This is a genomic window from Sphingomonas sp. NCPPB 2930, assembly GCF_042867205.1.
In the GTDB taxonomy this organism is placed as follows: domain Bacteria; phylum Pseudomonadota; class Alphaproteobacteria; order Sphingomonadales; family Sphingomonadaceae; genus Sphingomonas.
On the sequence record NZ_JBHZQU010000004.1, the window covers coordinates 180,862 to 203,755 of the forward strand.

21 protein-coding genes and 1 tRNA gene are annotated in these 22,894 nt (G+C 67.8%); 7 read left to right on the forward strand and 15 right to left on the reverse strand.

Annotation, left to right across the window (positions count from 1 at the left end; all coding sequences use genetic code 11):
- The first annotated feature begins 52 nt into the window (after positions 1-52).
- Complete coding sequence (locus ACFX59_RS07290; RefSeq protein WP_387431051.1) at positions 53-2,167, forward strand: prolyl oligopeptidase family protein; 2,115 nt, start codon at positions 53-55, stop codon at positions 2,165-2,167.
- A 95-nt stretch (positions 2,168-2,262) separates the two neighbouring features.
- Entirely contained in the window at positions 2,263-2,622 is a 360-nt protein-coding gene (locus ACFX59_RS07295; protein ID WP_307098855.1) for a hypothetical protein, read from the forward strand.
- A gap of 59 nt (positions 2,623-2,681) precedes the next feature.
- Here the strand turns inward: ACFX59_RS07295 and ACFX59_RS07300 are convergent, their stop codons facing one another.
- Both ACFX59_RS07300 and ACFX59_RS07305 read right to left on the reverse strand, forming a co-directional pair.
- Positions 2,682-3,242: a glycine zipper 2TM domain-containing protein gene (locus tag ACFX59_RS07300; RefSeq protein WP_307098853.1), complete on the reverse strand. Its 561-nt coding sequence runs from the start codon at positions 3,240-3,242 to the stop codon at positions 2,682-2,684.
- A gap of 84 nt (positions 3,243-3,326) precedes the next feature.
- Positions 3,327-5,639 (reverse strand): ATP-dependent helicase, encoded by a 2,313-nt coding sequence (locus tag ACFX59_RS07305; protein WP_387431055.1) that lies wholly within the window; start codon positions 5,637-5,639, stop codon positions 3,327-3,329.
- A 207-nt stretch (positions 5,640-5,846) separates the two neighbouring features.
- Between ACFX59_RS07305 and ACFX59_RS07310 the strand changes: the two genes are divergently transcribed.
- The 3 genes from ACFX59_RS07310 (at position 5,847) to ACFX59_RS07320 (ending at position 9,264) form a co-directional block, all read left to right on the forward strand.
- Positions 5,847-6,155 carry a UrcA family protein gene (locus ACFX59_RS07310; protein ID WP_387431057.1) on the forward strand — a complete coding sequence of 103 codons (309 nt, stop codon included), beginning with the start codon at positions 5,847-5,849 and terminating at the stop codon, positions 6,153-6,155.
- A 127-nt stretch (positions 6,156-6,282) separates the two neighbouring features.
- Positions 6,283-7,923, forward strand: coding sequence for an inorganic phosphate transporter (locus ACFX59_RS07315; protein WP_387431059.1), 1,641 nt, complete (start codon positions 6,283-6,285; stop codon positions 7,921-7,923).
- Positions 7,924-7,989: 66 nt separating this feature from the next.
- A complete protein-coding gene (locus tag ACFX59_RS07320; protein ID WP_387431061.1) occupies positions 7,990-9,264 on the forward strand; it encodes an MFS transporter in 1,275 nt (424 codons plus the stop codon).
- Here ACFX59_RS07320 and rsmD read toward each other — a convergent pair.
- Both rsmD and ACFX59_RS07330 read right to left on the reverse strand, forming a co-directional pair.
- Entirely contained in the window at positions 9,255-9,791 is a 537-nt protein-coding gene (rsmD, locus tag ACFX59_RS07325) for a 16S rRNA (guanine(966)-N(2))-methyltransferase RsmD (RefSeq protein ID WP_307098843.1), read from the reverse strand. The genes ACFX59_RS07320 and rsmD overlap by 10 nt on opposite strands.
- Positions 9,791-11,185 (reverse strand): pseudouridine synthase, encoded by a 1,395-nt coding sequence (locus ACFX59_RS07330; protein WP_387431064.1) that lies wholly within the window; start codon positions 11,183-11,185, stop codon positions 9,791-9,793. Before ACFX59_RS07330 ends, rsmD begins: the two co-directional genes overlap by 1 nt.
- A gap of 106 nt (positions 11,186-11,291) precedes the next feature.
- Between ACFX59_RS07330 and ACFX59_RS07335 the strand changes: the two genes are divergently transcribed.
- Complete coding sequence (locus ACFX59_RS07335; protein ID WP_387431066.1) at positions 11,292-11,723, forward strand: response regulator; 432 nt, start codon at positions 11,292-11,294, stop codon at positions 11,721-11,723.
- Between the two features lie 80 nt (positions 11,724-11,803).
- Complete coding sequence (locus ACFX59_RS07340) at positions 11,804-13,132, forward strand: AmpG family muropeptide MFS transporter (RefSeq protein WP_387431069.1); 1,329 nt, start codon at positions 11,804-11,806, stop codon at positions 13,130-13,132.
- On the opposite strand, the gene ACFX59_RS07345 is transcribed toward ACFX59_RS07340, so the two are convergent.
- From ACFX59_RS07345 to ACFX59_RS07395, 11 genes are all read right to left on the reverse strand, one after another.
- Positions 13,122-13,550, reverse strand: coding sequence for a DUF6628 family protein (locus ACFX59_RS07345; RefSeq protein ID WP_307098835.1), 429 nt, complete (start codon positions 13,548-13,550; stop codon positions 13,122-13,124). The genes ACFX59_RS07340 and ACFX59_RS07345 overlap by 11 nt on opposite strands.
- Before the next feature lie 92 nt (positions 13,551-13,642).
- The gene (locus ACFX59_RS07350) at positions 13,643-14,962 is read right to left on the reverse strand and encodes a bifunctional folylpolyglutamate synthase/dihydrofolate synthase (protein ID WP_387431072.1); all 1,320 of its coding nucleotides are present in this window, start codon (positions 14,960-14,962) and stop codon (positions 13,643-13,645) included.
- Positions 14,963-15,059: 97 nt separating this feature from the next.
- Positions 15,060-15,914 (reverse strand): acetyl-CoA carboxylase, carboxyltransferase subunit beta, encoded by an 855-nt coding sequence (accD, locus tag ACFX59_RS07355; RefSeq protein ID WP_387431075.1) that lies wholly within the window; start codon positions 15,912-15,914, stop codon positions 15,060-15,062.
- The gene (gene trpA, locus ACFX59_RS07360; protein WP_387431077.1) at positions 15,911-16,723 is read right to left on the reverse strand and encodes a tryptophan synthase subunit alpha; all 813 of its coding nucleotides are present in this window, start codon (positions 16,721-16,723) and stop codon (positions 15,911-15,913) included. The genes accD and trpA overlap by 4 nt, the downstream gene beginning before the upstream one ends.
- A complete protein-coding gene (trpB, locus tag ACFX59_RS07365) occupies positions 16,720-17,952 on the reverse strand; it encodes a tryptophan synthase subunit beta (RefSeq protein WP_387431079.1) in 1,233 nt (410 codons plus the stop codon). The genes trpA and trpB overlap by 4 nt, the downstream gene beginning before the upstream one ends.
- A gap of 48 nt (positions 17,953-18,000) precedes the next feature.
- On the reverse strand, positions 18,001-18,642 hold the full coding sequence (locus ACFX59_RS07370) for a phosphoribosylanthranilate isomerase (protein ID WP_309702629.1): 642 nt from the start codon (positions 18,640-18,642) through the stop codon (positions 18,001-18,003).
- 37 nt (positions 18,643-18,679) lie between these two features.
- Positions 18,680-19,354, reverse strand: coding sequence for an orotidine-5'-phosphate decarboxylase (gene pyrF, locus ACFX59_RS07375; protein WP_307098824.1), 675 nt, complete (start codon positions 19,352-19,354; stop codon positions 18,680-18,682).
- A gap of 7 nt (positions 19,355-19,361) precedes the next feature.
- Complete coding sequence (locus ACFX59_RS07380; protein WP_307098822.1) at positions 19,362-19,682, reverse strand: hypothetical protein; 321 nt, start codon at positions 19,680-19,682, stop codon at positions 19,362-19,364.
- Between the two features lie 99 nt (positions 19,683-19,781).
- Complete coding sequence (locus ACFX59_RS07385; protein ID WP_387431083.1) at positions 19,782-22,064, reverse strand: patatin-like protein; 2,283 nt, start codon at positions 22,062-22,064, stop codon at positions 19,782-19,784.
- Complete coding sequence (locus tag ACFX59_RS07390; RefSeq protein ID WP_307098819.1) at positions 22,064-22,759, reverse strand: endonuclease/exonuclease/phosphatase family protein; 696 nt, start codon at positions 22,757-22,759, stop codon at positions 22,064-22,066. The genes ACFX59_RS07385 and ACFX59_RS07390 overlap by 1 nt, the downstream gene beginning before the upstream one ends.
- A gap of 53 nt (positions 22,760-22,812) precedes the next feature.
- A tRNA-Thr gene (locus ACFX59_RS07395) sits at positions 22,813-22,887 on the reverse strand.
- Between the last annotated feature and the right edge of the window lie 7 nt (positions 22,888-22,894).

Consider the following 22,894-nt stretch of genomic DNA (forward strand, 5'->3'; position numbering starts at 1 on the left):
CGGCGGGTGATGAAGTCACATTCGCTCCCATTCAGGATATGGAGCATGACGAATGCGGGGATGGCGGTGGATGCTGGCCGGATCGATGCTGGCGACACAGGTTGCGGGGGCCCCGGCGATGGCCCAGATGAGCACGATGACGGAGAATGACCCCTATATCTGGCTGGAGGACAAGGACGGCGCCAAGGCGCTGTCCTGGGTCGAGGCCGAAAATGCCAAGACACTGCCCCGGTTGCAGAATGATCCGCGCTATCAGACCTTCTACCAGGAGGCGCTGGCGATCGCCTCGGCGAAGGATCGCATTCCGATGCCGGGCCAGATGTATGGCCGCATCGTCAATTTCTGGCGCGACACCGATCACCCCCAGGGGCTGTGGCGCTGGACGACCGAGGCCGACTACGCCACCGCCAATCCCCGCTGGACGACGCTGCTCGACTTGGATGCGCTGAGCAAGGCCGAGGGCAAGAAATGGGTGTGGAAGGGCGTTAGCTGCCTGAGTCCTGAGGAAAGGTTCTGCCTGGTCGCGCTGTCGGAGGGCGGCGAGGATGCGATCGAGTATCGCGAGTTCGACATGGCGACCGGCGGCTTCGTACCCGATGGTTTCCGCCTGTCGACCTCGAAGCAGGGCGCGGCATGGCTGGACAAGGACACGTTGCTGGTCAGCCGGGACTGGGGGCAGGGGACGCTGACCAAGTCGAGCTATCCCTTCGTCGTGAAGATGGTCCGGCGCGGACAGCCGCTGTCGCAGGCGACCGAGATCTACCGCGGCGAGCCGTCGGACGAGCTGGGCACCTATGCGGGCGTGCTGACCGATGCCCAGGGCCATCGCGCGGTCGTGATCGAGCGGCGGCGAACCTTTTTCGGCGGCGACAAGCTGTTCTGGACGCCGCAGGGTGGGGCCAAGCCGATTGCCATGCCCGCGCGCGCCTTCCCCGCCGGAATGGTCGATGGCCGCGTGATCTTCCAGACCAGCGACGCATGGGGCTCGTTCCCGGCAGGTTCGGTCGTCTGGTCGCCACTGTCCGAGCTGGAGGCGGGCAAGATCACCCCGCGCGCACTGTTCACCCCGACCGAGCGCCAGGCGGTGGAGGGCGTGTCGACCACGAAGGACCGCGTGGTCATCACCTATATCGACAATGTCCGGGGGCGGGCGAGCGTCTTTGCCCCCACCGCCACCGGCTGGGCGTCCTCGGCGGTGCAGGTGCCCGACAATATGACCGTCGACGTGGCCAGCACGAGCGACCGGTCGGACATCGTCTATCTGTCGACCTCGGGCTTCACGACCCCGACCGTCCTGTCGCGCTTCGATGCGGCGAAACCGTCCGCGCCGCAGGTGCTCAAGACGCTGCCCGCCCGGTTCGATGCGACCGGCGCGACGGTTCATCAATATGAGGCGGTGTCGACCGACGGCACCAAGATCCCCTATTTCGTCGTGCTGCCCAAGGGCGCGAAGCTGAACGGCACCACGCCGACGCTGATGACCGCCTATGGCGGGTTCGAGATTGCGCGGCTGCCCTATTATCTGGGGTCGACCGGCAAGATCTGGACCGAGCGCGGCGGGGCGTTCGTGCTCGCCAATATCCGGGGCGGCGGCGAGTTCGGGCCGAAATGGCATGATGCGGGCCGCAAGACCAAGCGGCAGATCATCTATGACGACTTCGCCTCGGTCGCCAAGGACCTGTTCGCGCGGCAAATCACCAGCCCGCAGAAGCTGGGCATCTATGGCGGCTCGAACGGCGGCCTGTTGATGGGGGTCGAACTGACCCAGCATCCCGAGCTGTGGAAGGCGGTGACGATCCAGGTCCCGCTGCTCGACATGGTCCGCTACCAGAAGATCGCGGCGGGCGATTCGTGGAAGGACGAATATGGCTCGATCGACGTGCCCGAAGAGGCCGTGTTCCTGCGCAAGATCTCGCCCTATGCCAATATCCGCAAGGGCGTCGCCTATCCCGAGCCTTATATCTGGACGACCACCAAGGACGATCGCGTCGGGCCGCAACATGCCCGCAAGTTCGCGGCGCGGCTGGGTGAATATGGCATCCCCTATCTCTTCTACGAGGATATGGCGGGCGGCCATTCGGGCGACGCAGACATCGCGCAGGGTGCCCGGCTCAATGCCCAGCAGATGGTCTATTTCGCGCAGAAACTGATGGGCCCGGCGAAGTGAACCAGGGGGCGCGAGCGCATGCCGTTCGCTCGCGTCCTTTATCGATGGGCGATTGCGGCGTAATTGCTCTTGCTGCGTTGCGGCAGGACGGGCAAATGCAGGGCATGACCGATATGACGACGACCGAGCGCCGTCCGGCTGAGCCGGCGGCGGGCGCTCCTGCGATCATCTTCGAAGCCATTGTGAAGATGCAGGCGGTGTCCGCCATGTATAATCGCGGCGAAGTGGTGTTGGCGCCCCATGTGATCTACACGCGGCATGACGAGCTGTACGTCGATGCCACGACCGTCGAGCGGGACGGCAAGCCGCCGCGCGAGGAAAAGATGGGGACGTTCAAGCTGGCGGGCCTGGGCTCGCTGCGCCTGACCCCGCGCCGCTTCCCCGCCAGCGCGCTGTTCGAGCGGGATGCGGAAAAGTACAGGAACTGCGCCCTGATGATGGTCGATCCCGCCTGATCGGGCATCGCTGAAATCCGGGGCGGGCGGGTGTTCCCCGACCGCCCCCAAATGTCGGATCAGCGGCAGCGGACCTGGTTCTGCTCGATCGACCGCCCGGCCAGCGCACCACCGGCCGCGCCCAGCAGCGTCGCGATCGTGCTGCTTCGCCCGCCGACCAGATTGCCCAATATGCCGCCCGCCGCGCCGCCGATGATCAGGCCGGTCGTGCCGTCCGAACGGCGGCAATAATAGCGTCCGTCGGTGCCGGCATAGACACGGTCCTGCGGTTGCAGCACGCGCTCGCGATATTGCGGGCCGTCCCGATAATCGCCGACCGGGTCGTAATAGGGTTCGCCATTGGCATAGCCATCCGCCGGGATCGACGGTGCGACACGATAGCCACCGGGACCGCCGGGCGGCGGCGGGGCAGGGCGGTCATAGCCGTCGTCATATCCGCCGCGTTCGCGCCGCGACAGGTAGAGCTCGGCCTCCTGACGGTAGATCTGATATTCCCGGTCGAACCGCGCCTGAGCCGCGCGGAAGCGCGCATCGTCGGCAGCGGTCTGTGCCGTGGCGGGAATGGCGGTCAGGGTGACGGCCGTCGTGATGGCGACGGTGGCCAGGCGGCGAAAGCCCATCGGTTATCCTCCAGCGCCCGGACAATCGGGCGATGCGACCGATACGGCTACGAATCGATATGGTTCCTGAACGGCGCCCCCGGATCAGGCGACGCTTTTGGTGACGAAGCTGTCCATCACCCGCTTGCGCCCCGCCTGTTCGAAATCGATCTCCAGCTTGTTGCCCTCGATCGCGGCGATCGCCCCATATCCGAATTTCTGGTGGAAGACCCGGTCGCCCACGCCCAAGTCGTCGCGCCCCTTTTGCCCCAAGCCGACCGAGGGTGCGCGCGACTCGACGATCCGCGCGGGGCGGGTCGGCGTCGCGCTCTGGCTGGTCGCTGCCCGCTGCCAGCCCGGCCCGCGCCCCGTCCCCCGCGCCACATTGGCGAAGGGGTCGGCATGTTCGGACCAGTTGGCGCGCCACAGGCTCTCGCCGCCGGTCATGCTCGTCTCGCTGTCGATATGCTCGGGCGGCAGTTCGCTGACGAAGCGGCTCGGCAGGCTGGAGGTCCATTGGCCATAGATGCGGCGATTGGCCGCATGCAGGATCACCGCTTTGCGCCGCGCCCGGGTGATCGCGACATAGGCGAGGCGCCGCTCCTCCTCCAGGCTGCGCGTGCCGCCTTCATCGATCGCCCGCTGCGAGGGGAACAGCCCTTCCTCCCAGCCCGCGAGGAAGACGGTGTCGAACTCCAGCCCCTTGGCGGCGTGGATCGTCATGATCGTCACCTCAGGCTCGCGCTGGTCGCCGTCGCGTTCCATGACCAGCGACACATGCTCCAGAAACGCGCCGAGCGACTCGTAATCCTCCATCGCGCGGACAAGTTCGGACAGGTTCTCCAGCCGCCCGGCCGCCTCCGCCGACTTCTCGTTCTGGTACATGGCGGTATAGCCGCTCTCGTCCAGCAGCTGTCGGGCGAGTTCGGGATGCGGCAGGTCGCGCGCCATGTCGCGCCACCGGGCGATATCGCCGATCAGATTGCCAAGGCTCCGCCGTGCCTGCGGGGTCAGTTCGTCGGTGTCGAGGATACGCGCCGAGGCCAGGGTCAGCGGCAGCCCCTCGGCCCGTGCCAGCTGGTGGATCTTGGCCAGCGCCTTGTCGCCCAGCCCGCGCTTGGGAACGTTGACGATCCGCTCGAACGCCAGATCGTCCGATGGCTGGTTGACCACCCGCAGATAGGCCAGCGCATCGCGGATTTCGGCGCGCTCGTAGAAGCGGAAGCCGCCGACGATCCGGTACGGCAGGCCGATCGCGATGAAGCGATCCTCGAACTCGCGCGTCTGGTGCGAGGCGCGGACCAGGATCGCAATATCGCCATAGGAGGTGCCGGAGCGCCGCGCCGCCTCGATCTCCTCGCCGACGCGCCGGGCCTCTTCGGGGCCGTCCCATACGCCCAGCACGCGGACCTTTTCGCCCACGTCGAGTTCGGTCCACAGCGTCTTGCCCAGCCGTCCGCCATTATTGGCGATCACGCCCGACGCCGCCCCCAGGATATGTGGGGTCGAACGGTAATTCTGTTCCAGCCGGATGACCTTGGCACCGGGGAAGTCCCGCTCGAAGCGCAGGATATTCTCCACCTGCGCGCCGCGCCAGGAATAGATGGACTGGTCGTCGTCGCCGACGCACGCGATATTCTTGCGCGCCTGCGCCAGCAGCCGCAGCCAGAGATACTGGACGCTGTTGGTGTCCTGATATTCGTCGACCATGATATAGCGGAAACGCTGCTGATAATGCTCCAGCACATCGCGATGCGTCTTCAGGATGGTCAGCATGTGGAGCAGCAGATCGCCGAAGTCGCAGGCGTTCACGCTGCGCAGCCGGTCCTGATACTGGCGATACAGCTCGGCCCCACGGCCATTGGCGTAGCGTTCGGCCTCGCCCGCATCGATGTCGCCGGGGACCAGCCCCTTGTTCTTCCACTCGTCGATCAACCCGCCGAGCGCCCGTGCCGGGAAGCGCTTCTCGTCGATATCGGCCGCGACGATCAACTGCTTGAGCAGGCGAAGCTGGTCGTCGATGTCGAGGATGGTGAAGTTCGACTGGAGCCCGACCAGCTCGGCATGGCGGCGCAGCATCTTGGCGCCGATGGCATGGAAGGTGCCCAGCCATGGCATTCCTTCGACGGCATCGCCGACCAGCCGCCCGACGCGGTCCCGCATCTCGCGTGCGGCCTTGTTGGTGAAGGTGACGGACAGGATTTCGGAAGGCCAGGCCTTGCGGGTGTAGAGCAGATGCGCCAGCCGCGCGGTCAGCGCCGCCGTCTTGCCCGTGCCCGCGCCCGCCAGCACCAGGACCGGGCCATCGGTGGTCAGCACCGCCTCACGCTGTGCCGGGTTCAGCGTGCGCAGATAGGGGTAATCGGCCATTTGTCCGGTGGAAATCCGGGCGGGATCGGCGGAGGAAGCGACGGTCATCGCGAACAGTTAGGGAACGTTGGCCGCCGGGGCAACCTTCGGCCGTTCGATGGCGATGCTGTGGCATAGCGGGATATGTCACACGGGCGTCCCACGCCCGACCCGAAACCGACATGCCGGCGGCCTAGGGGCGGTGCGTGCCGACGAGCGACGGGGTGGAAACACCGACGCCGCCGTGACGGGCATGACCCCATGCAGGAGCTTCCCATGAGCAAGATCTTTGCCGTCGCCCTTGCGACCTCGTTTGTCCTGTCCGGTGCCTCCGTCCAGGCGCAGCTGCGCGAACCGGTCAGCATCAAGGTCCGTCACGCCGATCTCGATCTCCATCGACCCGATCACCGGGCGATGCTCGACGCCCGCATTCGCCGCGCGGCGGCGATCGCATGCGGAACCATGACCAATGATCTGGCGCAGAACGAAGGCGTGGCCCGGTGCCGCGCGGAGATGCAGGCCGACGCCGCCGTGAAGGTCGCCGCGCTGCTCGCCGCCCCCGTCATGCTGGCCAGCACGCGATAAGGGCCTGTCCGGGATAGGGCGGGACGTCGCACGAGGGCGTCCCGCCGCATCCCGGCATGGCATTCGCCACGGCTAACGGGCCCAGCGTCATAAAAACGTCACCTCCGTGGCGCAACGGACGTTCATCATGACACCTTATGCGCTTGCCGGCGGGGAATCCGAATCTCGCATTCGTGGACCGAAGCTCGATGCGTCGCTGCATCCGTCGGGACGGTGGATTTTCCTCGCGCTGATCGTCGGCGGCCTGGCCTATGCGGGGGTCAGCATCCTGACCGACACGGCGCGGGTCGGCGAGCCGATGGCGGTCGGTGTCTTCGCCTTTCTGGGCCTGGCTCTGCTGATCGCGCTGGGCTTCGAGTTCGTCAACGGCTTCCACGATACCGCCAATGCGGTGGCGACGGTGATCTACACCCATTCGCTTCCCGCGCCGGTGGCGGTCATATGGTCGGGTTTCTTCAACTTCCTCGGCGTCGTCACCTCCTCCGGCGCGGTCGCCTATTCGATCATCACCCTGCTGCCGATCGACCTGATGCTGCATGTCGGATCGGCAGGCGGGTTCGCGATGATCTTCGCGCTGCTGCTGGCGGCGGTGATCTGGAATCTGGCGACCTGGGCAGTGGGCCTGCCCAATTCGTCCAGCCATGCGCTGATCGGGTCGATCCTGGGCGTCGGCCTCGCCAACCAGCTTCTGTCCAGCATCCCCGGCACATCGGGCGTCGACATGGAGCAGGTGCGGAAAGTGCTATCCGCGCTGCTGTTCAGTCCGCTGATCGGCTTTGCCGGTGCGCTGATGCTGCTCCTCGTCATGAAGCGGTTTTTCCGCGACGACCGCCTGTATCGCGAACCCGAGGGCGATACGCCCCCGCCGCGCGGCATCCGGGCGCTGCTGATCTTCACCTGCACGGCGGTCAGCTTCGCACATGGCGGCAATGACGGGCAGAAGGGGATGGGGCTGATCATGCTGATCCTGATCGGCTGCGCGCCCACGGCCTATGCGCTCAACCGGACGCTGCCCGAAAGTGCGATGCCCGCCTTTGTCCGCAGCGCCGACATCGCCTCCGCCGCCTATGCCGCGCACGGGACCGGCCATGCGGTCTCGCTGGACCAGGCCCGCGCCGCCGTCGTTGATGGCGTACGCGCCAAGACGATCGATACGCCGCAGGTCTATGAAGGCCTGTCGGTCCTGTCGCACGACATCGGCGAGCGGATCGCCGATTACGGCACGCTCAGCCGCGTACCGGCGGCGGTCGTTCCCAATTTGCGCAACGACATGTACCTGGTTCTCGATACCACCCGGATGGTAACCAAGGACGAAGGTGCCAAGAGCCGTTTCACCGCCGGTCAGATCGAGTCGCTCAACGGCTATGCCAAGCAGCTGGAGCGTGGCACCCGCTATATCCCGCTCTGGGTGAAGATCACGGTCGCCCTGGCGCTGGGCCTGGGGACGATGGTCGGCTGGCGGCGGATCGTGGTCACGGTCGGCGAGCGGATCGGCAAGACGCATCTGACCTATGGCATGGGGGCGGCGGCCGAGCTGATGACGGCGGCGACGATCCTGCTCGCCGACCAGCTGGGGCGGCCGGTGTCGACCACGCATATCCTGTCCTCCGGCGTCGCGGGTGCCTCGGTCGCCAATGGCGCCGGGCTCCAGGCGCGGACAATCCGCAACATGGCGCTCGCTTGGATCATGACCCTGCCGGTCGCGATGCTGCTGTCGGGCACGCTCTATTCGCTGCTGCTCAAGCTGACCGAGGTGCTGGCGGGCTGATCCGGCCCGCCGGGTCGCAGCTTATAGGTCTTTACGGCGGTATTTGGCTTCTGCCACAGCGGGCGGATGACCCGTGCCTCGACACCTTCGCACCGCCATATCCTGCTGGCCAGCCTGACCGGGACGGCGGTCGAGTTCTACGATTTCTATATTTATGCGACGGCGGCGGCGCTGGTGTTCGGCCCGCTCTTCTTCCCGGCCTCCTCGGCGGCGGCGCAATTGCTGCTGTCCTATGCCAGTTTCGGGCTCGCCTTCGTCGCGCGGCCGGTCGGGGCGATCGCCTTTGGTCACTTCGGCGACCGGGTCGGGCGCAAGTCGACGCTGGTGGTCAGCCTGATGCTGATGGGCGGATCGACCGTCGCCATCGCCTTCCTGCCGACCTATGCGCAGGCGGGCTGGATCGCCCCGTTGCTGCTGTGCATCGCCCGATTGGGGCAAGGCCTGGGGCTAGGCGGCGAATGGGGTGGTGCGGCGCTGCTGGCGGTGGAGAATGCGCCTCCGGGGCGTCGCAACACCTGGGGCATGTTTCCCCCGCTCGGCGCGCCGGTCGGCTTCATCCTGGCGAACGGCTTTTTCCTGCTCCTGGGTCTCGTCCTGACCGATGCGCAATTCCGCGCCTGGGGGTGGCGACTGCCGTTCCTGGCCAGCGCGGTGCTGGTGATGCTCGGCCTGTGGGTCCGCCTGCGGCTGACCGAGACACCGGATTTCGCCGAGGCCAAGCGGACCGAGGCCCTGCCGCGCGTGCCGATCGCGACGCTGTTGCAGGGGCATGGCCGTGCGCTGCTGGCGGGGACGGGCGGGGTGATCGCCTGCTTCGCCATCTTCTACCTCGCGACCGCCTTTGCGCTGGGCTATGGCACCAGCGCCCTAGGCTATCCGCGTGAGGCGTTCCTGGGCGTCCAGCTCGTCGCGATCCTGTTCTTGGCGCTGGGTGTCGTGGTGTCGAGCGTGATGGCCGATCGCCGTGGTGCGCCCATGATGCTGGCGCTGGGCTTTGCCGGATGTGCGGTGGTCGGCGTCGCGATGGGGCCGATGCTGGGATCGGGATCGCTGGCCATCGTCTTCGTCTGGCTGGCGACGGCGCTGTTCGTGATGGGCTTCGCCTATGGTCCTCTGGGCGGCTGGCTGCCCGCGCTGTTTCCGGCGGGGGTGCGCTATACCGGCGTCTCGATGACCTTCAATCTGGGCGGGATCATCGGCGGCGCGCTGGCGCCGATCGCGGCACAGGCGCTGACCGAGCGCGGCGGGCTGAACTGGGTCGGCGGCTATCTGGTCGCCGCGGGCCTGCTCAGCCTCGCCGGGCTGGCGTTGATGCGGGGGCGGAGCCTGCCTCAGCCCTGACGCAACAGGGTCAGCCGCGCCTTGCCATGGACGCGCGAGGCGTCGACGACGAAGCCCGGCAGGTCGATCTCTTCCTGCTTGGCCGTTTCGATACTGATCCAGGTGCCCGCCGCCACCCAGCCCAGCCGGGTCAGCTTGTCGAGCGCCACGACGCCCGCGCCGGTGCCATAAGGCGGATCCATCAGAATCAGGTCGAGCGGCTGGCGCGCGGGGCCCAGCGCCAGCACCGAGGTCGCGCGGACATCGCCCGTCGCCCCCAGCTTGGCGAGATTGGCGCGTAGCGCGTCCAGAGCCCCGCGATCCTGCTCGACGAACAGGCACGACGCCGCGCCGCGCGACAGCGCCTCGATCCCCAGCGCGCCCGATCCCGCGAAGAAGTCGCCGACCGCCAGCCCCTCGAAATCGCCCAGCCGCGCCGCCAGCATCGAGAAAAGGGCTTCGCGCGTGCGATCCGCGGTCGGGCGCGTAACGTCACCCTTGGGCGCGACCAGCGGGCGACCCCGCCATTCTCCGGCAATGACGCGCATCAGCGATTTCCTCCCGGACGACCGGGCCGTCCGTTACGTCCACCGCCAAAGGGGCGTCCGCCGCCCGATGGTGCGGGCGGTCGCGGACCCCGCGACGGCCGATCACCGCCCGAGGGACGCTCGTCACGTGGGGGCCGCTCGTTGCGACCACCCCGCGCCGAGGGCGCCGCGTCGGACCGCGCCCGGAACGAACGATCCCCTCCGGAGGGGCGCTCGCCGCCACGCGCCGGCCGTTCGTCACGAGCGCCACGTCCCGTGGGTCCGGCATCCGGACGCGATCGGAAGGGACGTTCGGTGCCCCGTGCAGGCCTATCCTCGCGAACGCCGCGCCCGCTCGGTCCGGCATCCGTCCGGGAGCGAAAGGGACGCTCCCCCCCGGACGGCCGTTCGCCACGGGCAGGACGCTCGTCACGCGCACCGCGCGCCGACGGGGCGTTTTCGGATCGCGGACGGAAGGAACGCTCCTGCCGGTCGCCGGAGCGTGGTGCACCGGGACGCGCGCGCTCGCCGAACGGTGTCGAAGCGCGAGGCTTGGCGTCGCGCCGGGGGGGGGCATCCTGGTCCGCCGTGCGCCTTGCCTCGGGACGGGCCGGGCGTTCCGGCTTGGCATTCGTGGGCGGCGTGCGGAAACCGGCGCGGGGCGTCGGGCGGACGGCATCGGCGGGGATGCCGCCCAGCAAGGTCTTGCGGAACTCGACGATCTGCGCGCCCTTGACCTCGCCGATCTCGCCCACCGGCAGATCGTCCAGGACGAAGGGGCCATAGCGCAGGCGGATCAGGCGGCTGACCTGAAGGCCCAGATGTTCGAGCACGCGCCGGACCTCGCGATTCTTGCCCTCGCGCAGGGTCATCTCGATCCAGACATTGGCGCCCGTGCGACGCTCCAGATTGGCGTCGATCTGGCCATAGCGGATACCGTCGATCTCGACCCCGTGGATCAGCTCCTCGAGCTGCGCCTGGGTGACGTCGCCATAGGCGCGTGCGCGATAGGTCCGCTCCACCCCGGTCGCGGGCAGTTCCAGCTGGCGCTTGAACCCGCCATCGGTGGTTAGCAGCAGCAGCCCCTCGGTATTGAGGTCCAGCCGACCGACCGGCACGAGGCGGGGAAGCCCGGCGGGCAGACGGTCATAGATGGTCGGCCGCCCGGCGGGATCGCGTTCGGTCACCAACAGGCCGTTGGGCTTGTTGTAGAGGAACAGCCGCGTGGGTTCGGGCGCGGCGACCGGTTGGCCGTCGACCGTCACTCCGTCGAGCGAGGAAAGCAGCGTCGCGGGCGTGTCGATCGTCGTGCCGTTCAGCGCGATCCGACCCTCGGCGATCATCCGCTCGACTTCCCGGCGCGAGGCGACCCCGGCCCGGGCCAGCAGCTTGGCGATACGTTGTTCTGGTGTCATGATCCACGCTGATACATAGGGTGTCGCGCAAAGGAAAATATTTGCGTCGTTTCCCCCGACAATGCGTTAGGCGCAAGAGCGGGCAAGAAAGACGGGCCGATACGGGATGAGACTCTTCGGGCGAAAGAAGCGACAGCTGACCAAGCTGTTGGTGGTCGAAGACGAGCCGCTGGTCGCGTTTGACACCGAACATGTCCTGACCGACGCCGATTACGAGGTCGTCGCGACCGTCGACCGGGCCAGCAAGGCGGTGACGCTGATCGAGGGCGACACGCCTATCGACCTCGTTCTGGCCGATGTCAGGCTGGCCGACGGCAGCGGAATCGATGTGGCGCGCGCGGCGCGGGCGCGGGGCATACCCGTGCTGTTCCTGACCGGAACGCCCCCCGACGAGGCGGACGGACTGGCCGAGGGCATTCTCATGAAGCCCTATGGCCCGCGCGAGCTGCTGGGTGCGATCACGGTCATCGAGGAGCGCCGGACCGGCAAGCCGCCCAGCCGTCTGCCTGCGGGCTTCCGCCTGTTCGCGGGCGCCTGACGCCGTAACCGGCGACATTGCCCCCATCGGCCAAGCCCTCTACGGTCCGCGCTTTGCAGTCGAGGCGAAACGGATCGGTTATGGCGAGTGGGCGTTGGGTGGATGCGGTACGGCCCTATATCGAACCGGCGCCGCTCGCCGCACTGGCGCTCGGCATATCCTCCGCCTTTCCGCTGACCATGATCAATGCGACCCTGGCGAGCCGTCTGGCCGAGGCGGGGATCGAGAAGAAGAGCGTCACCGCCTTCGCGCTCGTCATCCTGGCCTATAATCTCAAATGGCTGTGGGCCTGGATCGTCGAGGGGGTGAAGATCCCCGTCCTGCACCGTTTGGGCCAACGCGTATCCTGGCTGTTCGTGGTCGCCGCGCTCGTCTGTGCGGCGGCGGTCGGGCTGGGGCTTTCGGACCCCCGCGTCTCGCTGGCGCAGACCGCCATGGCCGCGATCGCGCTGGGCATTGCCGGTGCGACCTTCGACATCGTGATCGACGCCTATCGCATCGAATTGCTGGAGCCGCGCCAACTGGGCGTCGGCGCGGGCATGGGGCAATATGGCTGGCGGATCGGATCGGCGCTGGTCGCCTCTCTGTCGCTGGTGATCGCGGCGCGGGCGGGGTGGAGCATCGCCTATATCGTCAGCTGCGCCTTCGCGCTGCCCGCGCTACTGACCGCGCTGATCATGGGCGAGCCCGCGCGGCATGCCGAAATCACCGCACGCCGCCCGGCCGAGGGAATCGTTCGCGCGGTTGTCGGCCCCTTTGCCGAGTTCTTTCGTCGGCAGGGTGCGATTCTCGTGCTGGCCTTCATCCTGGTCCACAAGATCGGCGACACGCTGGCCAATATGACCTTCCGCCTGCTGTTCAACGATTTGGGCTTTTCCAAGGACGAGATTGCCTTTTACGACGTCGGGGTCGGTTTCTGGGCGCTGCTGGTCGGTGTGTTCGTCGGCGGCATTCTCTATGCCCGGCTGGGCATGAAGCGATCGGTGATGATCAGCCTGGTGCTGATGGCGGTGTCCAACCTGTCCTTCGCCGGGCTGGCGGCGGCGGGGCACAGCAATTTGGGCATGGCGGGCGCGATCGGGTTCGAGAATTTCGCGAGCGGGATCGGCGGCGTCACGCTGGTCGCCTATTTCTCGGCCTTGACCGATCTGCGTTTCACCGCCGCGCAATATGCCCTGATCTCGGCCGCGACCAGCGTGCTGGGGCGTATCCTGAGCGGAACGACGGCGGGGGCGCTGGTCGAGCGGTTCGGCTATGTCGACTTCTACCTGCTGACCACCGTCATCGCCTTGCCGGGCGTCATGCTGTTCGGCTGGATGGCGCGGTCGGGGATGATCGACCGATCGATCGGCAGTGCGGGCGTCGAGGGGGAAGGCGACACCCGCGCCGACGTGGCCGTCAAAGGCTGATCGGCCGCCCCTCATCGGCGAAGGCGGCGCTGACCGCCGCCGCGCTGGCGAGGACCCCGTCGATCCGCCGGGCGCCGAGGAGATCGCTCATCAGGAAGCGGGCCTTTTCGGGCGCCACCTCCATCTGCGCCAGGACGGTGAGCAAGGCCGCCTCCGCCGCCGTCATCCGCCCGCAGCAGCACGGCGCGATCGCGATCTGGCCCGAGGCATGCGCCGCGAGATCGGCCATCAGCGTCCGCATCAGGATAAGCGGGCGGCGAAAATCCTGCCCGAAGACGGTGAACAGGGTGTGCGCGGCCCGCGCATCGGCCAGCCCGTGCGCGCCCATCCGGCGGATCGCGAACAACGCGATCCGGGCATGGGGGCAGGCCGGGAGCATATGAGGCAGGGCAGTGGCGAGCGTGGTGGTTTCGGCCATCGGGCGGGACTCCGTATTTGCCCGCTCATGCTAAACCGACGCTATTGATAGTCAATCGCAAATAAAGCGTGATGCGTTATCGGTTCGTCGCATCACTGCGGCACCTCGTCATTCGCTTCCAGCACCTGCCCCGCCAGATAGAGCGATCCGGCGATCAGAACCCTGGCGGGGCGGTCGAAATGCCCGGCGATCCGGACCAAGGCATCGGCCGGATCGGTGGCTGCTTCGGCCGACAGCCCCTGACGGCGCGCCTGCCCGGCGAGGTCCTCGGGCGCGTGGCAGGAATGATGTGGTACCGGCACGGTCACGACCAGGTCCACCATCGCGCCCAGCCTATGCAGGACGGGCCCGGCATCCTTGTTGGCCAGCATGCCCAGCACCAGCGCACAGGGCCCTTGTGCCTTCCACCCGGCCATGGTTCGCGCCACGGGCGTCGCGGCGGAGGGGTTGTGCGCGCCGTCCAGCCAACATTCGCTTCCCTTGGGCAAGACCTGCGTCAGCGGGCCGGACGACAGCCTCTGCATCCGCGCGGGCCAGTGCGCCTGCGTAGCTGCGGCCTGGAGCGCGCTATCGGGGATCGTCACCGCCGCCTGATGCCGCGCCATGGCCACCGCCAAGGCCAGATTGCGCGACTGGTGCGGGCCCGACAGGCCGGGGCGGGGGAGGGTGATCGTGCCCTGCCGGTCCTCGTAGAGAATGGCCTTGCCACCGGATCGGCTGAACCAGGCCTCCCCACGCGCCAGCATCGGTGCGCCCGCAGCCTCGGCGACCTCCGCGATCGCCTGTCGCAGCGGCCGGGCATAGTCCATCGTCACCAGCGGGGTGCCCGCCTTGGCGATCCCAGCCTTTTCGCGGGCGATGCCCGTCAGGCTGCTGCCCAGAAAGGCTTCATGGTCGATCCCCAGCGCCGCGATCCCGCATATGGCGGGGGGTGGCAGGATGTTGGTCGCGTCGAGCCGCCCGCCCAGGCCCACCTCGACGATGGTCGCCGCCGCCGGGGTCCGCGCGAAGCAGAGAAAGGCGGCGGCGGTCGTCACCTCGAAGAAGCTCGCGCCGATCCCCTCGGCATGGTCGAGCACCTCGTCCAGCACGGATGCCAGAGCGGTGTCGTCGATCAGCCGCCCCGCCAGCCGGATGCGCTCGTTGAAGCGAACCAGATGCGGGCTCGAATAGACATGCACCGCCTGGCCCGACGCCTCGATCGCGGCACGCAGAAAGGCACAGGTCGATCCCTTGCCGTTGGTCCCGGCGACATGGAAGACCGGCGGCAGATGATGCTGTGGATCCCCCAGCCGGGCGAGCAGCGTCGTGATCCGTTCCAGCCCCAATATGTCCGCCCCCGGCGACAGCGACCAGAGCCGGTCGAGTTGCGCCTGCACGGCGGGGTTTTGGGATCGGGCATGATCGGGCATCGGCCGGTCTCGTGAAGGGAATGAAAAAGAGGCGGACCTCTCGGCCCGCCCCTCTAATGGCGTCGCGGCGAAAAGGCGACGCTTCGCGATCGGGATGTCAGGCGGCCTGACGCGAGGCGGTCAGATAGCCGATGACCGTCGCCAGCCGCTCGCGCAGATCGTGGCGATGGACGACCATGTCGAGCATGCCGTGATCCAGATAATATTCCGAAGTCTGGAAATCGTCGGGCAGCTTTTCGCGGATCGTGCTCTCGATCACGCGGCGGCCGGTGAATGCCAAGGTCGCCTTGGGCTCGGCGATCTGGACGTCGCCCAGCATCGCATAGGCGGCCATCACACCACCCGAGGTCGGGTCGGTCAGCACGACGATATAGGGCAGGCCCGCATCGTGCAGCATCTGGATGGCGACCGTGGTGCGCGGCATCTGCATCAGGCTGAGGATACCCTCCTGCATCCGCGCGCCGCCCGAGGCGGTGAAGATCACATAGGGGCAGTTGTCGGCGATCGCCGCCTCGACCCCGCGCACGAACGCCTCACCCACGGCTAGGCCCATCGAGCCGCCCATGAAGGCGAAGTCCTGCACGCCGACCACGACCTTGTTGCCCAGGATCGTGCCGCGCGCATTGACCAGCGCGTCGGCGTCGCCGTTATTGGCGCGGGCGACCTTCAGGCGGTCGGTGTAGCGCTTGGAGTCGCGGAACTTCAGCGGATCCTCGGGCACCTTGGGCGACGACAGCTCGGCGCAGCTGCCCTCGTCGAACAAGTGCCGGAAACGCGCTTTCGGCCCGATGCGGTCGTGATAATCGCATTTCGGGCAGACGTTCAGATTGTCTTCCAGCTCCTTGCTGAAGACCATCTGCCCGCATCCCTTGCACTTGTGCCAGAGATTGTCGGGCGTCTCCCGCTTGGCGACGAAGGGGATGACGTTGCGGACGCTGTTGAGCCAGCTCATGCGAGTTCCTTGCGCGCGTCGGCGATCGCCGACGACAGAGTTTCAATATAGGCGCGGACCGGGGCGGGCGCCGCCGCGCCATGTTCGCCGACCAGATCCACGATGGCGGAGCCGACGACCACACCGTCGGCGACCCGGCCGATCGCCGCCGCCTGGTCGGGGGTACGGACGCCGAAACCCACCGCGACCGGCAGGTTCGTCGCCGCCTTCAGCCTGGCGACTGCATCCTCGATCGAGGATTGCGCCGCCTGCTGCTGGCCGGTGATGCCCGCGACGGAGACATAATAGAGGAAGCCATCGGCACCCGTCAAAATCGTCGGCAGCCGCACGGCGTCGCTGGTCGGGGTCGCCAGCCGGATCGAGGCGATGCCCTTGTCCCGCAATGCGACGCCCAGCGCGTCGTCCTCCTCGGCGGGCACGTCGACGCAGATCACGCCGTCCACGCCTGCGCCAGCCGCAGCCTGCGCGAACCATTCGGGGCCGCGCACCGTCATCGGATTGGCATAGCCCATCAGGACCAGCGGCACCTCGGCATGGCGCGCGCGAAAGGCGCTGGCGATCGCCAGCACGTCGGCAGTGCGGGTGCCTGCCCCCAGGCTGCGGATATTCGCCTTCTGGATCGCGGGGCCGTCGGCCATCGGATCGGTGAAGGGCATGCCCAGCTCGATCAGGTCCGCGCCCCCCTCGACCAGCGCGTCGAGGATCGCGGCGGTGTCGGCGGGGGTCGGATCCCCGGCGGTCACGAAACAGACGAGCGCGGCGCGCCCCGCCGCATCGCAGCGGGCGAAGGTGTCGGCGATCCGGCTCACATCTTGGCTCCCAGCGCTTCGGCGACGGTGAAGATGTCCTTGTCCCCCCGGCCCGAGATATTGACCAGGACGATCTGGTCGCGGTTCATCAGCGGCGCGCGGCGGATCAGGCCGACCAGCGCATGGCTGCATTCCAGCGCGGGGATGATCCCCTCAACCTTGCAGCACAGCTGGAACGCGTCGAGCGCCTCGGTGTCGGTCACGCCCTCATAGACGACGCGGCCCGTGTCGTTCAGCCAGCTATGCTCGGGCCCGATCCCCGGATAGTCGAGCCCGGCCGAGATCGAATGCGCCTCGGCGATCTGCCCGTCTTCGTCCTGCAGCAGATAGGTCTTGTTGCCGTGCAGGATACCCGGCTTGCCGCCGGTCAGGCTGGCGGCATGCTGGGTGGTGTTCAGGCCATGCCCGGCCGCCTCGATGCCCAGCATCGCGACCTCGGGATCGTCGAGGAAGGGGTGGAACAGGCCGATCGCATTCGATCCGCCGCCGACCGCGGCGATCAGCAGGTCGGGCAGCCGCCCCTCGGCCTCCAGCATCTGCGCCTTCGACTCGGTGCCGATCACCGCCTGGAAGTCGCGGACCATCTCCGGATAGGGATGCGGTCCTGCGGCGGTGCCGATGATGTAGAAGGTGTCGTGGACATTGGCGACCCAGTCGCGCAGCGCCTCGTTCATCGCGTCCTTCAGCGTCTGCGCGCCCGAGGTCACCGGGCGGACCTCGGCGCCGAGCAGCTTCATGCGGAAGACGTTGGGCGCCTGACGCTCGATATCGCGCGCGCCCATGAAGATGGTGCAGGGCAGGCCGAAGCGCGCCGCCACCGTGGCGGTCGCCACGCCATGCTGCCCCGCGCCCGTCTCGGCGATGATCCGCGTCTTGCCCATGCGCTTGGCGAGCAGGATCTGGCCGATGCAGTTGTTGATCTTGTGCGCGCCGGTGTGGTTCAGTTCCTCGCGCTTGAAATAGACCTTCGGCCCCTTGCCCTCGGGCGCGCTGGCGCGGAGCGTCTCGGTCATGCGCTCGGCATAGTACATCGGGCTGGGGCGACCGACATAATGGGTCATCAGGTCGTCGAACTCGGCCTTGAAGGCCGAATCGACCTGCGCCGCGCGATATTCGCGTTCCAGGTCGAGGATCAGCGGCATCAGCGTCTCGGCGACATAGCGGCCGCCGAAATCACCGAAATGGCCGCGCTCGTCGGGCTGCGCACGGAAGGAATTGGGGGCGTTCATCTCGTTTCCCTTGGGCGTTTGCAAAGGCGACCCCTGCAAACGATCCTGTCACTGATTTGTCGCAACGGCTTTAAGGAACGTCGCGATCTTGTCCATATCCTTGACGCCGGGCGCGCTCTCGACGCCGGAGGATATATCGACCAGCGGCGCGCCGGTTCGGCGGATCGCTTCGCCCACATTGCCCGCGTCCAGTCCGCCCGACAGTGCCCAGCGCAGCGGATGGCGTACTCCGTCGAGCAGGCTCCAGTCGAAGCGCAGCCCCATGCCGCCCGGCAGCGATGCGTCGTCGGGCGTCTTGGCATCGTACAGGATACGCGTGGCCGCTCCGGCATAGTCGCGGACCTTGTCGACATCGGCGCGCACCTTGATGGCGACGGCGGCCCAGACCTCGCGGTCGAATTTCGACCGGATCGCCGCCACCCGCGCGGGGGCGGTGCGGTGAAGCTGGATCGCGTCGAGCATTCCGGCGCGCACCGCGGCCTCCAGCAGCTGGTCGTCGGGATCGACAAAGACGCCGACGCGCTGGACATGGCCCGGGACCCGCCCCGCCAGTCCTGCCGCGACGTCGAAGGTCAGGTGGCGCGGCGAGGCGGGGAAGAACACGAAGCCGACATGGCTCGCCCCGCCGCCCAGCGCGGCGTCGAGCGTGGCGGGGGTCGTCAGTCCGCAGATCTTGGCAGTGGTCGTCATGGCCAGCTCCGAAAAGAGAGGACTGTTGCGAATATCGTCAAAGCGTCGCGGCGATCGCCCGCGCGGCGGCGTCGGGGTCTTCGGCCTGGGTGATCGGGCGGCCGATGACCAGGATCGAGGCCCCGGCGTCCAGCGCGGCGCGCGGGGTCACCACGCGCTTCTGGTCGCCGACGGGACCATCCGCCGGACGGACGCCCGGCACCACGAAGAAGCCCTTGGGCCAAGCCTTGCGCACCGCCGCGACCTCGGCACCCGAACAGACGATGCCGTCCACCCCGGACTCGGCGGCCAGATCGGCGAGGCGCCGGACATGATCGGCGGGGGAGCCGGTGACGCCGGTATCCGACAGATCATTGGCGTCGAGGCTGGTCAGCATCGTCACCGCCACCACCTTGGTGCCGGTCGGCGCGGCGGCCTTGGCATCCTCCAGCATCGCGCGACCGCCGCTGGCATGGACGGTCAGGATCGCCGGGGCGAGCGGCCCCAGCGACTGGACCGCCTTGGCGACGGTGTTGGGAATGTCGTGCAGCTTCAGGTCGAGGAAGATGGGCAGCCCGATATGCGCCATCTCGCGCACGCCCCCCGCGCCGTGCGCGCAGAAGAATTCCAGCCCCAGCTTCAGCCCGCCGACATGATGGCGGACTTTGTTCGCCATCGCCTGGGCACGGGCGAGGTCGGGGGTGTCGATCGCGACGAAGATGCGGTTGCTCATAAAGGGATCAGACCATGGGCTGGGGGGTGGCGATGGGCTGGGCGGCGACCGGGCCGGTGGCGGCATAGGCGTCGGTCTCCGCCGAGACGGCGGCCAGCGAACGCTCGGCCGCGCTCAGCCGCTGGCGAAGACGCCAGCGTGCCGCATGCTGCCAGATCAGCGTCGGGACCAGCCCCATCAGGAAGGTCAGGAACAGGAGAAGCGGCAGGTTGACGTCGGCCACCAGCCCGCCGACCAGCCGGATCGGCACGGTCGTCCAGTTCCCGATCGTGAAGGCCGCGGCCAGAAAGGCCAGCAGGCACCAGAACAGCATTTTCAGGAACTGCATGCGCTTCTCCGCGTCATTCTCTCGTCCGAACGCCCTACCGGCACCGGACATCGCTTGGCGAGGCGGGTCTAGCGGCGTTGGTCCGGCATGACCAGCCTGTCAGCCTATCTCCTGGCGAAGCGAGGCGATCAGCGGGGCGATCGCAGTCAGCCGCGCCGCCTCCTCATCGAGGATCGCCAGGAAGGCCCGGCGCTTGAACGCGGCGACGCGACCCGGCTTCAGCCGGATGGTCGGGGGCAGGGTGGAGATGGCGATGTCGATCATCCGCTCCGCCCCGTGCAGACGGCCCCAGAGATAGTCGTTCTCGCGGTAGCTGCGGCTGAAGAACGCGCCGAAGGTCAGGAACTGGATTCCCTTCAACGTCGCCTCCGCGCCGCCCGAGCGGATCGCGGTGGCATCATCGGGGGCGATGCGATCGACCTTGATCGGATCGAACTCGTCCAGCCCTTCGCCCTGGAGCAGCGGCAGGGTCGCCACGTCGAAATAGGGAAAGCCAAGATAGGTCAGCAGCAGCGTCCGTCGAGCGACGCGGGGGAGCCCGGCAAAGGCCGCCGCCAGCCGTGCATCGGCCTCGCCATCCAGCCGGATCAGGTCGAACCGTACCGCGATCCGGTCGAGCAGCGCCGCGCCATCGTCGGGCATGTTGCGGAGATCGTCCGCCCCTATGGCATCCGCGCTGCCATGCTGGCGTTCCAGATAGTCGGCGAGCGAATCATAGATCGCGTCGCGCACCGGGGCGAGCTCGGCCTCGCTGTGATCCGCCTCCAGCTCGGTCAGCCGCCGCGCCAGCAGGCGCAGTCGCCGGATGCGATAGCCCAGGTCGAAGACGCGCAGGAAGGTCTTGGCACCGTTGCTCGGGCCGCCGGTGAAGGAGATCGCGTCGCCCTCGACGCTGCGCGCCGCGATCGTCCGCTCGACCATCGCGCGCAGCCGGATACGCTGTTGCGGCCCTTCGTCGCCAATGGCGTCGGACAGCAGCGTTGTCAGCGCGTCGATGACGTTGGCGACCTTCAGATGCCCATAGGCGGCATAGCTGAACCCGGCCTTTGCGGCGGCGGCCGCCTGGGCGCGGACACGCCAGGACGCCAGCCGTGCGGCGGTGGGGCGGTCGAGGAAGAAGGTGCCGCCGAACAGCTGCTCGATCTCCAACTCCACCTCTTCGCGGATCGCGGCGACGATCGCCTGCATCCGGTCGATCCGCCCCGAGCGGGCAGCGATCGCCTCCAGATTGTCCCGGATGGGCTGTTGCCGGGGAAGTTCGCTGATCGCGCCGATGATCGTCTGGAAGAAGCCGGGATGGCCGCCGCCGCCGGGCAGGCGGAAATGCATACCCGGAAAGGGATCGATATAGACGAAGCGGCGATCCACCTGCCGCCGGGCAGGGCGACGACCTAGCGCATCGATGGCGGGACGGAAGGGCGCGTTGACCAGCACCGAGCCGTCGATCAGCACCGCCTTGTCCGCCGCCCCCGCCGCATGATGGCGCGGCAGGACTCGGCGCAGGAAGGCGTCGCGGCTGTCCCAGCTCTGGTCGCGGCTTTCGAGCACCCGGTCCAGCTCGCCGACCATGAAGGGCGGGAATGCGCCGGGAAAGCTCGACGTCGCGCGCGCGGCGAACACCAGTTCCGGGATGGCCGCCAGCCTGCCGCCGCCGCTGTCGGTGAAATCGACCACCATACGATGTTCGGTCTCCACCACCTCGCCCGGCGAATGGAGCCGCAGCCGCTGGGGCTGGCCGGTGAAATCGGTGACGGTGACGAACAGGTCGAGCGGCTGGCCGGGGGGAAGCAGGCGCTTGCCCGCCGGGGCCGCCGCCATCCGGTCGAACGCATCGAGCAGCCGGGTGGTGAAGGCATCGGCGGCGAAGGGCGGCTCGAACCAGCGCGAGCGGATGAGATGACCGACCTTGCGTCGCACCTCCTCGCGCGTTTCCTCGTCCAGCAGGTCGAGCTTCTCGCCGCTGCGGCCCGCCGCCATCCATGCGATCGGCATCGCCCACATCTTGGAAAAGCGCGAGGTCGGCGCCGCCTCGGGCGCGATCAGCGATTCGATGTCCGCCGCCTCCAGCCAGAGGTCGGTCAGCGGATCGAGCGATTGGCCGGTCGCCAGCGCCTGCCCCAGGAAGATGCCGTTGATCCCCCCGGCGCTCGCCCCCGCGATGATGTCGGCCAGGATACGCACCCGCACGCCGCCGCGCGCCGCCATCTCGTCCAGCAGATCGTGATAGACCGCATCGACCGCCGAGGCGGGTTCGTCGCCTTCATGCGAGGCGCGGCTGGCGCGCACCACCCGCCAGATTTCCTTGGTGATGCCGTGCATATAGACGGCTAGGCTGATCCCGCCATAGCAGACCAGCGCCAGCCGCAATTCCTTCTCGCGCATCAATGCCGTCCGATCATCGCCCAGATGGGCAGATGATCCGATGCCTTGCGCGAGGTGGCCGTGGCATGAACGCCGCAATCGGCGATGCGCAATTCGGGCGATACCATGATCCGGTCCAGCCGCCCGATCGGCCGCCGGGCATGAAAGCTCGGCCCCGTCTCGGCCAGGGTAAAGTCCCGCGTGAAGTCGCGCAGACAGCCGGCGGCGCGCGTCCACTCGTTGAGGTCGCCCATCATCACCGTGGGATGGCGATCGATGCAACTCGTCAGATGCGAGATGATGGCCGCCGCCTGCCGCCGCCGCCACAACCCCGACAGGTCGAGATGCATCCCCACCACCCGCAACACCCCCGCCGTCGTGCGCAGATCGGCCATGACCGCGCCGCGCGGTTCCAGCGAGGGGAGGTGGATCGCCTCGAAATCCAGGATCTCGGTCGACTTGCGCACCAGGATTGTATTGCCGTGCCAGCCGAGCGAACGCGCCTTCATGCCATAGACGATGGGCTTCCACGCGCTATGCTCGTCGAGCAGATGGAGCGGGATCACGCCCTCGCGCTCCCCGAAGCGACGGTCGGCTTCCTGCAACGCGATGATGTCGGCATCGACCTCGCGCAACACGTCGAGGATACGGTCGGGATTGCGGCGGCGGTCGGCGCCGATCCCCTTGCGGATATTGTAGCTCGCGACCTTGATCATTTCGCGACTGAAACGCCGCGCGGGGCGTTTGGTGCCACCCAGGGTCTGGGAGGTGGTGCCGGATGAGGGGATCGAACCCCCGACCTTCGGTTTACAAAACCGCTGCACTACCGCTGTGCTAATCCGGCGTTGCCG

Bases quoted from the DNA above. Each gene is read 5' to 3' on its own strand.
- ACFX59_RS07290 (WP_387431051.1), top strand. From the start codon at position 53: ATGCGGGGATGGCGGTGGATGCTGGCCGGATCGATGCTGGCGACACAG.
- ACFX59_RS07295 (WP_307098855.1), top strand. From the start codon at position 2,263: ATGCAGGGCATGACCGATATGACGACGACCGAGCGCCGTCCGGCTGAG.
- ACFX59_RS07300 (WP_307098853.1), bottom strand. From the start codon at position 3,242: ATGGGCTTTCGCCGCCTGGCCACCGTCGCCATCACGACGGCCGTCACC.
- ACFX59_RS07305 (WP_387431055.1), bottom strand. From the start codon at position 5,639: ATGACCGTCGCTTCCTCCGCCGATCCCGCCCGGATTTCCACCGGACAA.
- ACFX59_RS07310 (WP_387431057.1), top strand. From the start codon at position 5,847: ATGAGCAAGATCTTTGCCGTCGCCCTTGCGACCTCGTTTGTCCTGTCC.
- ACFX59_RS07315 (WP_387431059.1), top strand. From the start codon at position 6,283: ATGACACCTTATGCGCTTGCCGGCGGGGAATCCGAATCTCGCATTCGT.
- ACFX59_RS07320 (WP_387431061.1), top strand. From the start codon at position 7,990: ATGACCCGTGCCTCGACACCTTCGCACCGCCATATCCTGCTGGCCAGC.
- rsmD (WP_307098843.1), bottom strand. From the start codon at position 9,791: ATGCGCGTCATTGCCGGAGAATGGCGGGGTCGCCCGCTGGTCGCGCCC.
- ACFX59_RS07330 (WP_387431064.1), bottom strand. From the start codon at position 11,185: ATGACACCAGAACAACGTATCGCCAAGCTGCTGGCCCGGGCCGGGGTC.
- ACFX59_RS07335 (WP_387431066.1), top strand. From the start codon at position 11,292: ATGAGACTCTTCGGGCGAAAGAAGCGACAGCTGACCAAGCTGTTGGTG.
- ACFX59_RS07340 (WP_387431069.1), top strand. From the start codon at position 11,804: ATGGCGAGTGGGCGTTGGGTGGATGCGGTACGGCCCTATATCGAACCG.
- ACFX59_RS07345 (WP_307098835.1), bottom strand. From the start codon at position 13,550: ATGGCCGAAACCACCACGCTCGCCACTGCCCTGCCTCATATGCTCCCG.
- ACFX59_RS07350 (WP_387431072.1), bottom strand. From the start codon at position 14,962: ATGCCCGATCATGCCCGATCCCAAAACCCCGCCGTGCAGGCGCAACTC.
- accD (WP_387431075.1), bottom strand. From the start codon at position 15,914: ATGAGCTGGCTCAACAGCGTCCGCAACGTCATCCCCTTCGTCGCCAAG.
- trpB (WP_387431079.1), bottom strand. From the start codon at position 17,952: ATGAACGCCCCCAATTCCTTCCGTGCGCAGCCCGACGAGCGCGGCCAT.
- ACFX59_RS07370 (WP_309702629.1), bottom strand. From the start codon at position 18,642: ATGACGACCACTGCCAAGATCTGCGGACTGACGACCCCCGCCACGCTC.
- pyrF (WP_307098824.1), bottom strand. From the start codon at position 19,354: ATGAGCAACCGCATCTTCGTCGCGATCGACACCCCCGACCTCGCCCGT.
- ACFX59_RS07380 (WP_307098822.1), bottom strand. From the start codon at position 19,682: ATGCAGTTCCTGAAAATGCTGTTCTGGTGCCTGCTGGCCTTTCTGGCC.
- ACFX59_RS07385 (WP_387431083.1), bottom strand. From the start codon at position 22,064: ATGCGCGAGAAGGAATTGCGGCTGGCGCTGGTCTGCTATGGCGGGATC.
- ACFX59_RS07390 (WP_307098819.1), bottom strand. From the start codon at position 22,759: ATGATCAAGGTCGCGAGCTACAATATCCGCAAGGGGATCGGCGCCGAC.